The 16,606-nt window shown below is 53.2% G+C and carries 16 protein-coding genes; 8 read left to right on the top strand and 8 right to left on the bottom strand.

The genetic code is table 11. The annotated features are described in order from the left end of the window. Window positions 1-61 precede the first annotated feature (61 nt). The 3 genes from EA20_RS0117255 to osmV are packed head-to-tail and all read left to right on the top strand — an operon-like array spanning window position 62 to window position 2,715. Window positions 62-922: a glycine betaine ABC transporter substrate-binding protein gene (locus tag EA20_RS0117255; protein ID WP_235192674.1), complete on the top strand. Its 861-nt coding sequence runs from the start codon at window positions 62-64 to the stop codon at window positions 920-922. A gap of 9 nt (window positions 923-931) precedes the next feature. Beyond that, the gene (osmW, locus tag EA20_RS0117250; RefSeq protein WP_024968016.1) at window positions 932-1,579 is read left to right on the top strand and encodes an osmoprotectant ABC transporter permease OsmW; all 648 of its coding nucleotides are present in this window, start codon (window positions 932-934) and stop codon (window positions 1,577-1,579) included. Next, on the top strand, window positions 1,579-2,715 hold the full coding sequence (gene osmV, locus EA20_RS0117245; protein WP_024968015.1) for an osmoprotectant ABC transporter ATP-binding protein OsmV: 1,137 nt from the start codon (window positions 1,579-1,581) through the stop codon (window positions 2,713-2,715). The genes osmW and osmV overlap by 1 nt, the downstream gene beginning before the upstream one ends. 108 nt (window positions 2,716-2,823) lie before the next feature. On the opposite strand, the gene bioD is transcribed toward osmV, so the two are convergent. The 3 genes from bioD to EA20_RS0117230 all read right to left on the bottom strand — a co-directional run bounded on the left by bioD (window position 2,824) and on the right by EA20_RS0117230 (window position 5,893). Beyond that, entirely contained in the window at window positions 2,824-3,495 is a 672-nt protein-coding gene (gene bioD / locus EA20_RS0117240; protein WP_024968014.1) for a dethiobiotin synthase, read from the bottom strand. 150 nt (window positions 3,496-3,645) lie between these two features. Next, the gene (locus tag EA20_RS0117235; RefSeq protein WP_024968013.1) at window positions 3,646-4,863 is read right to left on the bottom strand and encodes an ROK family protein; all 1,218 of its coding nucleotides are present in this window, start codon (window positions 4,861-4,863) and stop codon (window positions 3,646-3,648) included. 136 nt (window positions 4,864-4,999) lie between these two features. After that, the gene (locus tag EA20_RS0117230; protein ID WP_024968012.1) at window positions 5,000-5,893 is read right to left on the bottom strand and encodes a LysR family transcriptional regulator; all 894 of its coding nucleotides are present in this window, start codon (window positions 5,891-5,893) and stop codon (window positions 5,000-5,002) included. Between the two features lie 124 nt (window positions 5,894-6,017). On the opposite strand from EA20_RS0117230, the gene EA20_RS0117225 reads away from it, so the two are divergent. Next, window positions 6,018-7,244: an MFS transporter gene (locus EA20_RS0117225; protein WP_038381749.1), complete on the top strand. Its 1,227-nt coding sequence runs from the start codon at window positions 6,018-6,020 to the stop codon at window positions 7,242-7,244. Between the two features lie 106 nt (window positions 7,245-7,350). On the opposite strand, the gene msrA is transcribed toward EA20_RS0117225, so the two are convergent. Continuing rightward, complete coding sequence (gene msrA / locus EA20_RS0117220) at window positions 7,351-7,881, bottom strand: peptide-methionine (S)-S-oxide reductase MsrA (protein WP_024968010.1); 531 nt, start codon at window positions 7,879-7,881, stop codon at window positions 7,351-7,353. Further along, on the bottom strand, window positions 7,878-8,555 hold the full coding sequence (locus EA20_RS0117215) for a TetR/AcrR family transcriptional regulator (RefSeq protein ID WP_024968009.1): 678 nt from the start codon (window positions 8,553-8,555) through the stop codon (window positions 7,878-7,880). The genes msrA and EA20_RS0117215 overlap by 4 nt, the downstream gene beginning before the upstream one ends. 288 nt (window positions 8,556-8,843) lie before the next feature. Between EA20_RS0117215 and EA20_RS0117210 the strand changes: the two genes are divergently transcribed. After that, complete coding sequence (locus EA20_RS0117210) at window positions 8,844-9,101, top strand: DUF1471 domain-containing protein (protein WP_024968008.1); 258 nt, start codon at window positions 8,844-8,846, stop codon at window positions 9,099-9,101. 152 nt (window positions 9,102-9,253) lie between these two features. On the opposite strand, the gene EA20_RS21170 is transcribed toward EA20_RS0117210, so the two are convergent. Further along, on the bottom strand, window positions 9,254-9,478 hold the full coding sequence (locus EA20_RS21170) for a hypothetical protein (RefSeq protein ID WP_152540251.1): 225 nt from the start codon (window positions 9,476-9,478) through the stop codon (window positions 9,254-9,256). 223 nt (window positions 9,479-9,701) lie between these two features. On the opposite strand from EA20_RS21170, the gene EA20_RS0117205 reads away from it, so the two are divergent. Next, window positions 9,702-11,726, top strand: a complete 2,025-nt coding sequence (locus tag EA20_RS0117205; protein ID WP_369699797.1) for a choline transporter — start codon at window positions 9,702-9,704, stop codon at window positions 11,724-11,726. Between the two features lie 81 nt (window positions 11,727-11,807). On the opposite strand, the gene EA20_RS0117200 is transcribed toward EA20_RS0117205, so the two are convergent. Next, window positions 11,808-12,890, bottom strand: a complete 1,083-nt coding sequence (locus tag EA20_RS0117200; RefSeq protein WP_024968006.1) for an AbrB family transcriptional regulator — start codon at window positions 12,888-12,890, stop codon at window positions 11,808-11,810. Window positions 12,891-13,517: 627 nt separating this feature from the next. On the opposite strand from EA20_RS0117200, the gene EA20_RS0117195 reads away from it, so the two are divergent. Continuing rightward, the gene (locus EA20_RS0117195; RefSeq protein WP_024968005.1) at window positions 13,518-13,919 is read left to right on the top strand and encodes an H-NS family nucleoid-associated regulatory protein; all 402 of its coding nucleotides are present in this window, start codon (window positions 13,518-13,520) and stop codon (window positions 13,917-13,919) included. Window positions 13,920-14,063: 144 nt separating this feature from the next. Beyond that, entirely contained in the window at window positions 14,064-14,993 is a 930-nt protein-coding gene (gene tus, locus EA20_RS0117190) for a DNA replication terminus site-binding protein (protein ID WP_024968004.1), read from the top strand. A 59-nt stretch (window positions 14,994-15,052) separates the two neighbouring features. Here tus and fumC read toward each other — a convergent pair whose 3' ends face one another. Further along, on the bottom strand, window positions 15,053-16,450 hold the full coding sequence (gene fumC, locus EA20_RS0117185) for a class II fumarate hydratase (protein WP_024968003.1): 1,398 nt from the start codon (window positions 16,448-16,450) through the stop codon (window positions 15,053-15,055). Window positions 16,451-16,606: the final 156 nt, after the last annotated feature.

The raw sequence follows: 16,606 nt of genomic DNA, 5'->3' as shown, positions 1-16,606 counted from the left end.
ACCTATGAGCAGAAACCTGCTAACCCGTTGGTTCTCTCCTGTCGCCTTTGCGCTGAGCGCCATGATGACATGGAGTGCCGTTGCCGCCGAACCTATCGTGTTCGCGACAAAAAGTTTCACCGAACAGCACATCCTGTCAGCGATGACCACACAATATCTGCGTAAAAAAGGCTTTGCCGTCGAACCCCGTACTAATATCGCCGCCATTATCGGCCGTAACGCGATGGTAAACCGACAGGTTGATCTGACCTGGGAATATACCGGCACCTCGCTGATTATCTATAACCACATTAATAAACCTATGTCGGCGGAAGAAGCCTATCAAACAGTGAAAAAACTGGACGCCAAACTCGGCCTGGTCTGGCTCAACCCCGCCCCGATGAATAATACCTACGCGTTCGCCATGCAGCGAAAGCGCGCCGAGAAAGAGCAGATCGAAACCATTTCTCAGCTGGTGGCGAAAATGGATGAGGTACGCAAAAACGATCCCGATAAGAACTGGATGCTGGGACTTGATCTGGAGTTTTCCGGGCGTTCTGACGGCATGAAGCCGCTACAGAAGACCTACAATATGCAGCTCGACCGGCCACAGATTCGGCAGATGGACCCAGGCCTGGTTTACAACGCCATTCGCGATGGCTTTGTGCAGGCCGGATTGGTCTACACCACGGATGGCCGGATCAACGGCTTCGATCTGAAGGTCCTTGAGGATGACAAAGGCTTTTTCCCCAGCTATGCCGCGACGCCGGTCGCTACCCAGGAGACGCTGGATGCGAATCCAGGCCTTGCCGAGGCGCTGAATGCGCTCACACCGCTGATCACTAACGAAGCCATTACTGAAATGAATAAACGCGTCGACGTTGACCATGAGTCCGCTCAGAAGGTGGCCAGCGATTTCCTGAAATCCAACGGCCTGCTTTGAGGAGAGGGTATGGAAACGATTAATTACATGATGGATAACTGGGGCTATATCGCCGCCCTTGCCTTTCACCATCTCTGGCTGGTCGGCGTGGCGGTCGGCCTCGCAATTCTTATCGGCGTTCCGCTGGGTATTCTGATCGTGCGGGCGAAATGGCTGGCAACGCCAGTGCTTGGCATTGCGACCATCGTGCTGACTATCCCGTCAATCGCCCTGTTTGGATTGATGATTCCATTATTTTCGATGATCGGTCAGGGAATTGGTGTGGTGCCAGCGGTGTCCGCCGTTTTCCTCTACTCGCTGCTGCCCATCGTACGCAATACCCACACGGCGCTGGAAAACCTGCCTGACGGTCTGCGGGAAGCGGGTCGCGGCATCGGCATGACCTTCTGGCAGCGTCTGCGCTGGGTTGAAATTCCGATGGCGCTGCCGGTCATTTTCGGCGGAATCCGCACCGCCGTGGTCATGAATGTGGGCGTGATGGCGATTGCTGCCGTCATCGGTGCTGGCGGCCTTGGGCTGCTGCTTCTGGATGGCATCAGCGGCAGTGATATCCGCAAGCTGGTTGCAGGCGCCGTAATGATTTGCCTGCTGGCGATAATTCTCGACTGGCTGCTGCACCGTTTGCAGCTGGCGCTGACTCCTAAGGGGATTCGATAATGATAAAGCTGGAAAACCTCACCAAAACCTTTACCCAGAAGGGGACATCGTTTAACGCGGTGGATAATGTCAGCCTGAACGTGCCGGAAGGCGAAATGTGCGTGCTGCTCGGCCCTTCCGGCTGCGGGAAAACCACCACGCTGAAGATGATTAACCGCCTTATTCCTGCGACCAGCGGCAAAATTTTTATCAATGGCGAAGATACCAGCGGGCTGGATACCGTGACGCTGCGCCGTAATATCGGCTATGTGATTCAGCAGGTCGGCCTCTTTCCCAATATGACCATTGAGGAAAATATTACCGTAGTGCCGCGTATGCTCGGCTGGGATAAAAAGCGCTGTCGCGATCGCGCCACTGAACTGATGAGCATGGTGGCGCTCGATCCAAAAAAATTCCTGCATCGCTACCCCCGCGAAATGTCCGGCGGTCAGCAGCAGCGTATTGGCGTGATCCGGGCACTGGCAGCGGATCCGCCGGTCCTGCTGATGGATGAACCCTTCGGTGCGGTGGATCCCATTAACCGGGAAGTGATTCAGAATGAGTTTCTGGATATGCAGCGCCAGCTGAAGAAAACCGTGATGCTGGTCAGTCATGATATCGACGAAGCGCTGAAGCTGGGCGATCGCATTGCCGTTTTCGGCCAGGGCAAAATCGTGCAGTGTGCCAGCCCGGACGAGCTGCTGGCTAAACCTACTAATGAGTTCGTGGGATCCTTTGTAGGTCAGGACCGCACGCTGAAGCGTCTGCTGCTGGTGCAGGCTGGCGACGTCACCGACCAGCAGCCCACCCTTACGGTGAGAAAATCTACCCCACTTGCCGAAGCTTTTACCATGATGGACGATAACGATATACGCTTTATCACGGTCGTTGACGATGATGGTAAGCCGCTCGGTTTTGTTAAACGACGCGAGGCGCGCGGCGCGACCGGCCAGTGTGCCGATATGCTGAATAAATTTACCGTCACTGGCCGCGCTGAAGAGAATCTGCGCGTGGTGCTCTCCAAACTCTACGAGCATAACCTCGTCTGGATGCCGATCGTCGATGAGGAAGGCCGCTACAGCGGTGAAATCTCTCAGGACTACATCGCTGGCTATCTGAGTTCGGGTCGAACCCGCCGTGCGCTGAATCAGGGCTGAAATTCCGGTTAACAGGCCAGTATTCACGGCTACATAACCAAGAAAAAGCGCCCCATGGGCGCTTTATCCTGGTACTTATTTAATCTTTATATCCTGCACCGATCTTTTTCAGCCCTGTGCTGCTAAACTCAGATCGAGATATTTTCCCAGCTCCCGCCCTTCTGCTTTCGGCAGATAGGGAAGCTCGCCCAGCAACGGCGCGCCTATTTTCTGGCTTAGAACCTCAATGATTTCCGCGTAATGCGCCAGTCCCGGATTGATCCGGTTGGCAACCCAACCCAACAGCGGCAGGCCATCCTGCTGAATCGCCTGCGCCGTCAGCAGTGCATGGCTGATACAACCCAGCTTGATGCCGACCACCAGCACTACCGGTAGCCGCTCTTCTACTGCCCATTCTGACAGGGGCCGCAGGTCGTTCATCAGGCTACGCCAGCCGCCGGTCCCTTCCACCACCACGTGATCTGCCTGAGCATGCAGCGATGCCAGCCCCTGGCTCAGCACTTTATAATCGATCGGCCTGTCCTGGCTGGCGCTGATAACGTCTTCGATCAGGGTAACAGGATTAATGGCGGAATACGGCAGCTCAAGAGAGGAGGATGCCTGCAAAACCAGCGCATCCTTATTACGCAATCCCTGCTGGGTCTGCTGGCTTCCTTTGGCGACGGGCTTGTAGCCCACCGTACGTTTATTCCCTTCAGCCAGTTTCTGTAAAAGTGCCCGGCTGACTACCGTTTTCCCGACTTCAGTATCGGTGCCCGTGACAAATAAACGCTTTAACATGCTCCACTCCAGGCCAGCTTTGACCATCATTGATAAACACTGGTTAACATTCCTAGCGGGAAATAGTAGGGCAGTGCGTAACGAGGCAGCTTGCGTTAGCGCAATATATTGTCACAAAGTGCGGTTCTGCAACCGCAACAGCGGGAGAAATCAGCCCTGAAGGAGTTTCACCAGCAGCGTGCCATTGTAGAGCGCATCTTTTACCAGCGCCGCACCGGGCATGGTGCCGAGGTTATAGAAGTGAGTTGCGGTCACCTCGATATGATCGCTGTAAGCGGGCAGAGACTGCCGGTGAATTGCATCGGTAATGGCCGGATGGAGAATTTCTTTCGCCCGGTTGAGCGGCGAACCTATCAGAATTTTTTGTGGGTTGAACAGGTTGACCATGATCGCCAGCACACGTCCGACGCTCTGACCTACGCCGGTGATAATCTCGTTCGCCAGCCGGTCACCGTTCATCGCCGCGTCGCAAAGCGTATCCAGGCTGAGCGGATAATTGTGCAAACTGGATTCTGCCGTGGTCCGCATGCGCTGCGCGGCAAGATCAAGCAGATTCTCCGTACTGGCGACAGTTTCCAGGCAGCCATGGTTACCGCAGTAGCACTGCTTGCCGTGCGGATCGACCTGCGTGTGGCCTATCTCGACCAGCGTGCTGCTTCCGCTGTGCAGCAGCCTGCCGCCGGTAATGACTCCCGCGCCCACATTGTGATCGATAACGACCTGAATAACGTCTCTGACATCTTTTGATGCGCCAAACAGCGCTTCCGCCATGGTCCAGGCGCAGATATCATGCTGTATGTAGACCGGCAGGCCGGTACGCTTTTCCAGCTCGGGGCCAAGCGGCATATCCTCAACCTGGTAGAACGGCATACGGTGAACGATACCTTTGTCCGTATTGAGGATCCCCGGCAGCGTAATGGCGATGGCGGTCAGACGCTCAAGCTTCTGCTGATGGCGAATAAAGAAAGCGTCGATACCGGCGACAATGCGGGCAAGCAGCGGCTCATCATCCTCCACCGGCAGCGGGCAGCGTTCTTCCACCACCAGCGCGCTGCTCAGATCGCGCAGTGCATAAGTAATCTCGCCATTGCCGATGCGGGCCGATAAATAGTGCCAGGCGACGGTGTCCAGGATCAGGCCGACCGCCGGACGTCCGCGGCTTCCCGCATCCTGGAATTCGGTCTCCTGCACCAGGTGAGCTTCCAGCATTTCGCGGACGATTTTGGTGATGCTGGCTGGCGCGAGCTGCGCTTTTTTGGAGAGGTCAATGCGTGAGATCGGACCGAACCGATCGATAAGCCGGTAAACGGCTCCCGCATTGGTCTGTTTGATCTGGTCAATATGGCCAGGCTGACCGTCCGTTATCACACCCCTGCTCCCACTTATTTTCGCGCTTCAAAATAAACCATTCTGTCATGGTGAAACACTTCGCGACACGGCGTCAAATATTTGATTCGGATTGTGATTAGCCGCACATAAAATCGTGGTAATGCCCGAAAAATCATCAGGCGGAGCGGGGCAAAAGCAAGGTTTTCATCATACCTGTGACTGCCCGCATTTCACGTTTCGCCGACCAGACCAGCCAGACTTCCGACCAGGCGTCTGTTTCCCGGAGTGGGATCCAGCAGAGCTCATCCAGCCGGACGCGACGGAAAGACTCGGGAAGAATGGAAACGCCAAGGCCAGTGGCGACGAGGCCAAGGATGGTCATCGCTTCACCCACTTCCTGTGCGATGTCCGGCACAATATGATAGCGCGCCAGCAGCGCCAGCGTGTCGCTGTAGAGCGCCGTTCCCACGCCAGGATCGAAGAAAACGAAGGGTTCCCTGCTCAGCTCTGTGATGGAAAGCGACGTTTTTTCCGCCAGAGGATGTGCCCGGTGCACCACCGCATAGAGCGGTTCCCGCAGAATTAACTGGTGCTGTAGAGACGTTGGTAGCGGCGTATTTCGCATCACGCCCAAATCCAGCCGGCCTTCGATCAGTGGCTCAAGCTGCTGGCGGGTATTAATTTCCTGCATCTGGATTTGCACCTGAGGATGCCGCTGCCGGAAAGTAAATAGCGCATCGGAGACAGCAGCAATGAAAGGTGCTGAGGAGGTAAAACCGATTCTCAGTTCCCCTTCCTCTCCCCGGTGCAGGCGCGCGGCTTTACCGGCGGCGAGGGTAACGCTGTGCATAATCTGCCGGGCATCCGTCAGAAAAGCCTCTCCGGCGGCGGTAAGTTGCACGCTGCGGTTAGTTCTGGCAAAAAGCCGTGCGCCGATCTGTTGCTCAAGGATCTGGATCTGCTGGCTGAGCGGCGGCTGTGAGAGATTCAGTCGCTGTGCCGCGCGCCCAAAATGGAGCTCTTCCGCCACGGCGATAAAGTAACGTAAATGACGCAGCTCAATATTCATATATTAAAGATATCAATTAAGAGTATTAATATATTAGACAGTATATTAGTGGCTGATTACAGTGACCGGATTCCCAGTCTGGTTATCAGGAAATGACGTGAATCTCCTTTCGCCACTCGTCGCCCTGAAAAATCTCGGCCAACATTGGCGTCGTTACGATGTCTCCGGCGATGAGTATATTAAACGTGGAACGCGCGTCTGGCTTCGCGCCACGCTGGCACTCTTTTCTGCTGGCCTCGCCACCTTCGCGCTGCTCTACTGCGTTCAGCCTCTGATGCCCGCGCTCTCTGAGCAGTTTGGCGTATCGCCCACCGCCAGCAGTCTTTCGCTCTCGGTATCCACCGGCCTGCTGGCGCTGGGCTTGCTGATTACCGGGCCGCTGTCAGATGCCGTCGGACGTAAGTCGGTCATGGTGACGGCGCTACTGATGGCCGCCGTTTTCACGCTGATCGCCGCCACCATGAGCAGCTGGCACGGCTTACTGATTCTCCGCGCGCTGACCGGGCTGGCGCTGAGCGGCGTAGCGGCTGTGGCAATGACCTGGCTTAGCGAAGAAGTGCATCCCTCTGCGCTCGCCTTTTCGATGGGGCTTTATATCAGCGGGAATTCTATCGGCGGCATGAGCGGCCGGTTACTGAGCGGCCTTATTGCGGATTTCAGTTCATGGCGGGCCGCCGTGGCCGTCACCGGCTGCTTTGCGCTGGCGGCGGCCCTGCTCTTCTGGAAAATTTTGCCGCCGTCTCGCCACTTCCGGCCCGCTTCGCTGAAGCCGCGCAGCCTGCTGCTTAACTTTCGCCTGCACTGGCGCGATCCGGGTCTGCCGCTCCTTTTTGCCGAAGGTTTTCTGCTGATGGGCGCTTTTGTCACGCTGTTTAACTATATTGGCTACCGGCTGATGGCGCCGCCGTGGTCGCTGAGCCAGGCGATTGTGGGTCTGCTCTCAGTTGTTTATCTGACCGGCTCATGGAGTTCTCCGCGTGCAGGCGCCTTAACGGTCCGGTATGGCCGGGCGCCGGTTTTGCTTTTCTCCACCACCGTGATGCTGGCTGGCGTATTACTGACGTTATTTAGCCATATCTGGGTGATCCTGGCAGGAATGATGCTGTTTACCGCCGGCTTTTTCGCCGCTCATGCCGTCGCCAGCGGCTGGATAGGCCCGAGGGCCAGACGCGCCAGAGGCCAGGCCTCCTCGCTCTATCTTTTCAGCTACTATCTGGGTTCCAGCCTGGCTGGCACGCCGGGCGGGGTTTTCTGGATGCACTTTGGCTGGAACGGCATCACGCTTTTTATCACAGCCATGCTGGTAATGGCGCTGCTGGTGGGGTTGAGGCTGAGAAGAAAGTATCTTTAAGCGGCAGGGAAACGATGCTGAGCACGCTTGCGGGTCCCTTATTAAAGAGCTGCGTAAAATCACGCCAGCCGCTGCAACGGCGCTGGCGTGGAAACATACGTTATCGTTACTTCGTTTTGTCTGCGTAACGCTTATGGAGTTTTTGCAGCTTCGGTGGAATGACCGCCATGCAGTAGCGATTCTCCTGCCCTTCGCCTTCCCAGTAGTTCTGATGATAATCCTCAGCAGGATACCATTCCGCGGCGGCTTCAATCGTGGTCACAATCGGGTCACTGTGATCGGCCTGAGCACGCGCGATGGCGGCTTTGGCTTCGACAGCCTGCGCCTCGTTCGCTGGAAATATCGCGGAGCGATACTGCGTACCGACATCATTGCCCTGACGGTTAAGCTGCGTAGGGTCGTGAGTGGCAAAGCTGATATCAAGAAGCTCACCGTAGCTGATTTTCTCCGGATCGAAGCCAAGCCGGATCGCCTCTGCGTGGCCGGTATCGCCATTACAAACCTGGCGATAAGTAGGATTAGCGATTTTCCCGCCCGTGTAGCCGCTTTCAACGGTCTCGACGCCGTTAATCTGTTTGAACACGGCTTCGGTACACCAGAAGCAGCCTCCGGCGATGGTTGCATATTCTAAGGTCATAATGACTCCTGTGTTGGCCTTACGGCTTCGTTTACTTCAGCGCCCAGCTGGCTAAGCGTAGGCCATTGCTGCATAAGTGTCGTGACGATCTCCTCCAGTTCTGCGCGGGTGGCGCCTTCGCGCGCGCTCACGGACATCCCCTGGAGCAGACAGACCAGAAAAGTTGCCAGCCTGTGCACATTCGTGCCGGCAGCCAGTTCACCGCGCTGCTGACGTTCAAGCAGAAAAGTTGTCAGCTCATGTTCCTGGCTGAGATGCCGCTCCCGCAGCATATCGGCAACGCCGGTCGACTCTGCCGAGAGTGCTGCCGAGGTACAGATAAAAAAGCAGCCTGCCGGATTCTGACCGTCAGTAAAGCAGGCCGCTGTGGCGCGGAAGTAGTTTTCCACGCCTTGCTGCACGCTGCTTTCCGGGCAATGAAGAACCGATTTCCGCTGGCCGGAGAATTTTTCCGTATAACGCCCGACGACGGCGCGGAATAACCCTTCTTTATTGGTGAACTCTGCGTAGAGCGTTGGCGCTTTGGCGCCCGTCGCCTCAACCAGGTCTGACAGCGATGTTCCTTCATAGCCATGCCGCCAGAAAAGCTCAAGCGCTTTGTCCAGCGCAGCTTCTCTGTTGAAGGTTTTTGGCCGTCCCCGATTTTTCGGCGCACCATGTGGTTGGTCAGTCATACACCCTCGCTTAGCAGATGCGTTACCGCAATATATTACCGATCACTATAAAAACTTAATGGGCATCTGTCGAGGCCTCTCTTATAGCGCTCCAGTCCACTCCCTCCTGACTTGTAAGAAATTTTTAAAATTTAAAATCAACAAGATCAATCCCTTGCTAATTATATTAACGATCAGTAATAAAATACTGTTGACGGCGCTTTCTATCAGGCATAGCATTTACTTAACGATTGCTAGTAAATAGCAAATAAGACGAATAACTCACCTGAATTGAAGAGAGATCGCATCATGAAAAACGTAAAAATGACCCTGGCTGCTCTGGCACTTACCGCTCTATCTTTCAACAGCTTCGCCGTTGTGCAGGTCGATAGCGCGCCGTCGGATCAGCAGAAAGCCGGCGTAATTAGCGCCACTGCTGGCGCTAATCTGACCTCGCTAGAATCGCAGCTGGCAGAAAAAGCTGAACAGGCTGGCGCTAAATCCTTCCGCATTACCTCGACTTCCGGACAGAACAACTTACACGGCACCGCCGTCATTTATAACTAATTCCCGCCTCCCTGAAAGCCGCCTGCAGGTTAACGCTGGCGGCTTCATTCTCTCCTTTTCCCTGATAGATTCTTTTTCACCCTGGAATAACCATCAACGTTACCCTGTTATCTCCCGCGCCAAACTTAACGTCTGGCTAAAGAACTAATCCTTTATTTGTCATTCCACTTAGAACGTTCTGAGTAAAAATTATTCTCTCCTGCTCTACTATGAAATAAATCCCCGCCCTTCTTTTCGCTTTGATCGTGCAGGTTAACGATATAGCCTTGAGTTCCGCTCAGGCAGTAATTCAAATCATCAATACCCTTGTATTCAGAGAGGACTTTATAAGGACCTGTTTTCACTTTGGCGTTATTTTTAATTGAATGCTCAATCAATAAAAACTATGCTTGTCGTTAACAATTTTCCGCAAAGAGATGTACAAATGGTTAAATCTTATAGTTAAAGCAGTTAAAACAAGCAGTTAAACGTCACCCTGAAGGCTTCCCCAGTGTAATTAGCGGATATGCGGCGGATTTCCCAGTATGCGCTAAGGCACGCTTTGTGAAGGTCAGGTCAATTCTTTTGCATGTTATTGGAGAAACTATGCCCCTGACTGTCATGCAAGAAACGCCTCAAAAAGACCGTATCAACCCGGTGGTTTTTTACTCTTCAGCATTGCTGATCCTGCTATTTTCTTTTACCACGATCTTTTTTACCGATTATGCCGATCGCGGTATCGATCATGTGCTTGAATGGGTTTCAAATACGTTCGGCTGGTATTATCTGCTCGCGGCAACGCTCTATATTGTTTTCGTGGTATTTATTGCCGCCTCCCGCTTTGGATCAATCAAGCTTGGCCCCGAGCAGTCAAAACCGGAATTTAGCCTGATGAGCTGGACGGCAATGCTTTTTGCCGCCGGCATCGGCATCGATTTGATGTTCTTCTCGGTTGCGGAGCCAGTGACGCAATATATGATGCCGCCAGAAGGCCAGGGAGAAACGATGGAGGCGGCACGTCAGGCGATGGTCTGGACGCTGTTTCACTATGGGCTTACCGGCTGGGCGATGTATGCGTTAATGGGAATAGCGCTCGGCTACTTTAGCTATCGTTACGGGCTGCCGCTGACCATTCGATCCGCGTTATACCCTATTTTCGGTAAGCGGATTAATGGTCCCATCGGCCATACAGTGGATATAGCGGCCGTCATCGGCACTATATTCGGCATCGCCACAACGCTGGGCATTGGGGTGGTTCAGCTGAACTATGGGCTTAACGTGCTCTTTGATGTCCCGGAAGGGCTTTCGGCTCAGGCCGCCCTGATCGCGCTGTCAGTTATTATGGCAACAATTTCCGTAACCTCTGGGGTGAATAAAGGCATTCGTCTGCTTTCAGAGCTGAATGTCCTGCTGGCGCTGGGCCTTATCCTGTTTGTACTGTTTATGGGCGATACCAGCTTTCTGCTGAATGCGCTGGTGTTGAACGTTGGCGATTACGTCAACCGCTTTATGGGCATGACGCTCAACAGTTTTGCCTTTGACCGTCCCACGGAATGGATGAACAACTGGACGCTGTTTTTCTGGGCATGGTGGGTCGCCTGGTCACCGTTCGTTGGGCTGTTCCTCGCCCGTATTTCACGCGGCAGAACCATCCGCCAGTTTGTGGTCGGCACCCTGACAATCCCTTTTATCTTCACCCTGCTGTGGCTGTCGATTTTTGGCAACAGCGCCCTGCATGAGATTATCCATGGCAACGCTGCGCTGGCCCAGGAAACGCTGGCGCACCCGGAGCGCGGTTTCTATAGCCTGCTGGCGCAGTATCCTGCCTTTACCTTCAGCGCCTCGGTTGCCACTATTACCGGCCTGCTGTTTTATGTGACTTCAGCGGATTCAGGCTCGCTGGTGTTGGGCAACTTCACGTCACGCCTGGCCGATATTAATAATGATGCGCCTAACTGGTTACGTATTTTCTGGTCGCTGGCGATTGGTTTGCTGACGCTGGGAATGCTGATGGTCAACGGTATCAGCGCATTACAGAAAACCACGGTGATCATGGGTCTGCCCTTCAGTTTTGTGATGTTCTTTGTAATGGCCGGGCTTTATAAGTCGCTCAAGGTCGAAGATCACCGCCGGGCAAGTACGACGGTAAGCACGCCGCCCATTCCGGTAACCCGCGAAGATCGGCTGAACTGGAAGCAGCGCATTTCCCGCGTAATGCATTATCCGGGTAGCACGCATACGAAAAAAATGATCGATACCGTCTGTCGTCCCGCCATGGAAGAAGTGGCAACGGAGCTTGAGCGCCGCGGCGCAAAAGTCCAGGTTAGCGAACGCCCCCCGCTTGAAGATGAACGCCTTAATCATCTGGAGATGCTGGTGAACCTGGGTAAAGAACAGAGTTTTATCTATCAGATCTGGCCTCAGCGTTATTCAGTACCGGCCTTCACCTACCGTGCGCGCAGCGGCAAAACGGATTATTTCCGGCTGGAAACGTTTTTGCTGGAAGGCACGCAGGGAAATGATCTGATGGATTTCACCCGGGAACAGATTATTAATGACATCCTCGATCAGTATGAGCGTCATTTAACCTTCCTGCATATTCACCGGGAAGCGCCGGGAAATACCATGCCTTTCCCTGAAACCTGACAGGTTGATAAAATCATCGACAGGCCACTCTGTGATGAGTGGCCTTTTTTATAGGATAGTTTGCCCGGCTACAGCGCAAGGCTATTCCTTGTAATGACTCTTCTCCTTTTTTTCCCAGCGTGATGACATCCTTTTCGTCACCCAGCGCGCCAGCGCGGGTCCGGTAATCAGTACCAGAATAAACCGCCCTGTCTGCATCGCCATTACAAAAGGCATATCCACCTGGCTGGCGGAAGCGATAATCGCCACCGAATCCGCACCGCCTGGGCTGGTAGCCAGATAAGCCGTTAATGGATCAATTCCCGCAAATCGCACCAGCAGCCAGGCAAAAAAGCCGCAGATTGCCACCAGTACCGCAATGGAAATCAGCAAGCGGGGAACTGTTTTTGCCGCATAAAGCAAAATTGCGCGGTTGAACCGGAGGCCAATACTCCAGCCAATAATGGCATACGCGCTCATCAGTAACGCGGGCGGTAATTCAATCTGCAGCAGCCCACTATCCTGGGCTATTACGCCACCCGCCAGGGAGAGCAATAAAGGACCGGCAGGTATACGTAACAGCAGGCTAAGCATAATGCTGCAGATAATCAGCAAGAGTGTTCCGCTGAATGCTGGCCAGATAACGGGCGAAAGGATATCAAAACCCGCACTCGTTTCTGCCACGTCTGGCGGTGTTCCTATGCGTGCCACCAGCGTTGCAATAATAGCGACCACCATGACCCGCATATATTGCATCAACGCCACAAGTCGGCTATCCGCCCCGTAGCTTTCAGACATAAGCGTCATCACGGTCGCCGCGCCTGGAGAAGCACCCCAGATAGCTGTTGAACCGGGCAATATCTGCCAGCGGGCCAGCAGACATCCCAGCAGCGTACTGGTGGCGATAACTGACAAAATAGTAAACGCGAACAGCGGCCAGCTTTTCCCTATTTCCGCAAAGATGGATAGCGGTATCGATCTGGCGATCATACAGCCGACCACCCCCTGAGCCAGATAGAGTAGCGAACGATGAATAACGACCGGCTTATCGCGTATAGCAAATAAAATTCCTGCCGCCATTGGTCCTAACAGCAGTGCGGCAGGCAGATGCAGAATTTCCAGACCTGCAACTATAAGGCCGGAGAAAAGAATCATAGCGGCCCAGCGGACAACCATTGGATGCATTCTGGTTCCTGCTCAGTGAAGTTAACGTTATTCTGGCACGGTATCAGTCTTCCCTGCCTGAAAATATTATCGCGATCGGGTGCCACCAAAGTGCCACATTTTATCAGCGACAGCCAATCAGATTGTCATCAGTATGTTGTAACTAAAAATAACAGGCTTTATTTATGGCTTACTGCTTAAACACCGCTACGTCCGAACGTATTAACTGTGCAACGTTGAGGCGTTATTGTTCAATAACTGCCTGTCGTTCACGTTCTTATAACCTTCACCGGGTAGGTGTAGAAGGCTTTTATAAGAAACTTGCCTGCCATTGCACAGCGCTATTCATCGATGGTAAGCGTAATTTATTATTTATCAATCCGTGCGATTAGCGCTATTAACGGCGATTAATTCTGCAAATCCGCACAGGGGTCGCTGCTGGCGACTTTTTTTTGTTAAGATTTGTCTCAATAACGTAAATATAAAGTCAGGAATGATGAGTGAGCAACTGCAAAAAACAGATGAAAAAGACAAAAATAAGCCTTCATTTTTTTAATCAGGTGTTTTTTACTCTACAATTTCTATGTACACTATCTCCCGAAACATACGTTGATTAAATTTAAACCACACAACGCTACGGATTCCTTTATGAGCGAAACGCTGAAAGTATTAAATAACATTCGAACCCTTCGTGCACAGGCTCGTGAAGTTTCATTATCTGAGCTTGAAGAGATGCTGGAAAAACTCGAAGCGGTCGTTAATGAGCGCCGTGAAGCCGAAGCGGCTATCGCGTCTGAAATCAAAGAAAAAGAAGAGAAGCTGGCGAAATACCGTCAGATGCTCCTCGATGACGGTATCGATTTAAGCGAGCTGACCTCTGCCGAAAATACCACGGGCAAATCCCGTGCTAAGCGTGCACCGCGTCCGGCCAAATACCAGTACACCGATGAAAATGGTGAAACTAAATCCTGGACTGGCCAGGGCCGTACCCCGGCAGTGATTAAGCAGGCGCTGGAACAGGGTAAAAAGCTGGAAGATTTCCTGATTTAATCTCCCGCCACGCTGGATTTATTCCGGCGTGGTTTTTTAACTTTTTCCTGCCCTGTATTTTTTCCCCTTCCCTGTCTATCCTGCTTTCGCATAGTTATTTGCATTCTGTTAACCTTGAAAAAATGTTGTTACTTAGGGTCTGCCATGAGCAAATATGACGCCGTTGACAATCTGCATCGCTGTGTTGCTTCTTTGCAGGAAGCGCTTGCGGTTCTGGCACAAGAGCTGCCTGCCCTTCGTCTGCTGGCGGCCAGAGTCTTTGAGCTTCCGCCCGTCTATAAAGGTCAGGAGCATGAGCCGGTAATGGAAATTAATGTTCAGCAACATCTCGCGAAGGCGGCTTTAACGCGTGCATTACAGCATTATTGCCGCCTGTTTATGCAGGATCAGTCAGAAACCCTCAGTACCAAAGCGGCCGTCAGACTGCCGGGCGTTATATGTCTGGAAGCCTCCACAGATGAAGCAAACCGGTTGCGTCAGCTCGTTGATAATATAAACAGGCTCAAGCGTCGTCTGGAGCAGATTATCACCGTCGATTCCGGATTACCCAGTGAGGAAAGGTTTGAGTTTGTGCATACCCATCAACGCGGGTTAATTACGCTTAATGCCTACCGCGCTATTACACTACTCGACGCTGCCGATTCCGTTCGTTTCGGCTGGGCAAATAAGCATATTATTCAGAAAGTGAGTCGGGAAGCGATTCTGGAAAAACTGAAAAAAAGCAGGGAATCTGGCCGGGCGATGGCGCCCTGGAGCCGCGAACAATGGGCAGAAAAGCTGGAGGAAGAAACCGCGGCTGTTAATTCCCTTCCTGCCTCGGCGGAACTTAAAATAAAACGCCCGGTAAAGGTCCAGCCCGTCGCACGCGTCTGGAATAAAGAGAGCCAGAAACAAACTCAGTTAGCCTGCCCTTCTCCTCTGATAGTGATTTGCGCAAATGCCGCAGAGGTACCCAAAATAGGTGAATTGCTCAATTACGATGCGAAAAAAGTGTCTCATCGCTATAAGCCGCAGGCGAATGTGCTTTACCCGGTTATCCCGCGGCTGCACCTGTTCAGTGACAGATTAGGTTAATTACCCACATCAGAACGAAAAAAAGAGCGGAATAGTCCGCTCTTTTCCCTGGGGTGATATCAGGACTTCATACTGCCAACCATATCTTCCGGACGCACCCAGGCATCAAACTCTTCTTCAGTAAGATACCCCAGTTTCAGTGCCGAGCCTTTCAGCGTCAGCCCTTCTTTATGCGCCTTTTTGGCAATTTCTGCAGCTTTGTCATAACCAATATGGGTATTCAGTGCCGTCACCAGCATCAGCGATTCATTCAGCAACTGAGTAATACGATCGCGATTGGGTTCAATACCGGTAGCGCAATGATGATTAAAACTGTCCATGCCGTCAGCCAGCATACGGACAGACTGAAGGAAGTTATGAATAATCATCGGACGGTAAACGTTAAGTTCAAAGTTACCGGAAGCGCCGCCCATATTTACCGCCACATCATTGCCCATCACCTGGCAACATAACATGGTCATGGCTTCACACTGTGTTGGGTTCACTTTACCGGGCATAATGGAACTGCCTGGCTCGTTCTCAGGAATAGCGATTTCACCGATACCGCAGCGTGGGCCGGAGGAGAGCCAGCGCACGTCGTTGGCGATTTTCATCAGTGACGCCGCCAGTCCTTTCAGCGATCCGTGGGCGTGAACCAGGGCGTCACAGGTGGCCAGCGCCTCAAATTTGTTAGGGGAGGTAACGAAAGGCTGGCTGGTCAGACGCGCCAGCTCTTCAGCCACGCGCACCGCATATTCCGGATGCGTATTTAAGCCCGTGCCGACTGCCGTACCGCCCAGCGCCAGCTCCGCCACATGCGGCAGGCTCTGTTCAATATGCCTGAGGTTATGTTCCAGCATCGCCACCCAGCCGGAAATCTCCTGCCCGAGCGTCAGCGGCGTGGCGTCCTGAAGGTGGGTACGGCCAATTTTAACAATATCTTTAAACGCTTCCGCTTTGTCACTCAGGGTTTTATGCAGCGTTTTCAGCTGCGGGATCAGATGTTCCTTAACCGCCACCACCGCCGCGACGTGCATCGCCGTCGGGAAAACGTCATTGGAGCTTTGGCTTTTATTCACGTCATCGTTTGGATGTACAAGGCGTGACATGCCGCGTTCGCCACCCAGAATCTCGCTTGCGCGGTTGGCCAGCACTTCATTCATATTCATGTTGGTCTGGGTACCGGAACCGGTCTGCCAGATCGCCAGCGGAAACTCGCTGCTGTGCTTGTCTGCCAGCACTTCGTCTGCCGCACTAACGATCGCTTCTGCGCGCTCAGCGGGCAGCAGGCCGAGATCGCTGTTGACCTTTGCTGCGGCGCGTTTGGTCAGCGCCAGCGCGCGAACGAGCTCGACGGGCATTTTTTCAGTGGAGATGCGAAAGTGTTCCAGCGAGCGCTGCGTCTGCGCGCCCCAAAGTTTATCTGCCGGTACTTCAATAGGACCCATTGAGTCTTTTTCAATGCGGTTGGCGGCCATGACTGTCTCCTTTAGCACAATAATATGGTGAGTAAACCCTTCATCGCCCATCCGGGCGTTTAGCGCGGGCCATAGTGTGACATACAATAATTTAACATTATGCGACCTGCTCGTCCTTATTACATGACGTGGTGTCTTTTTGCGGTCATTTTCTGC

The sequence above is a fragment of the Pantoea sp. IMH genome, assembly GCF_000599885.1.
Classification (GTDB): domain Bacteria; phylum Pseudomonadota; class Gammaproteobacteria; order Enterobacterales; family Enterobacteriaceae; genus Erwinia.
This window is presented reverse-complemented; position numbering and strand designations above follow the sequence as displayed.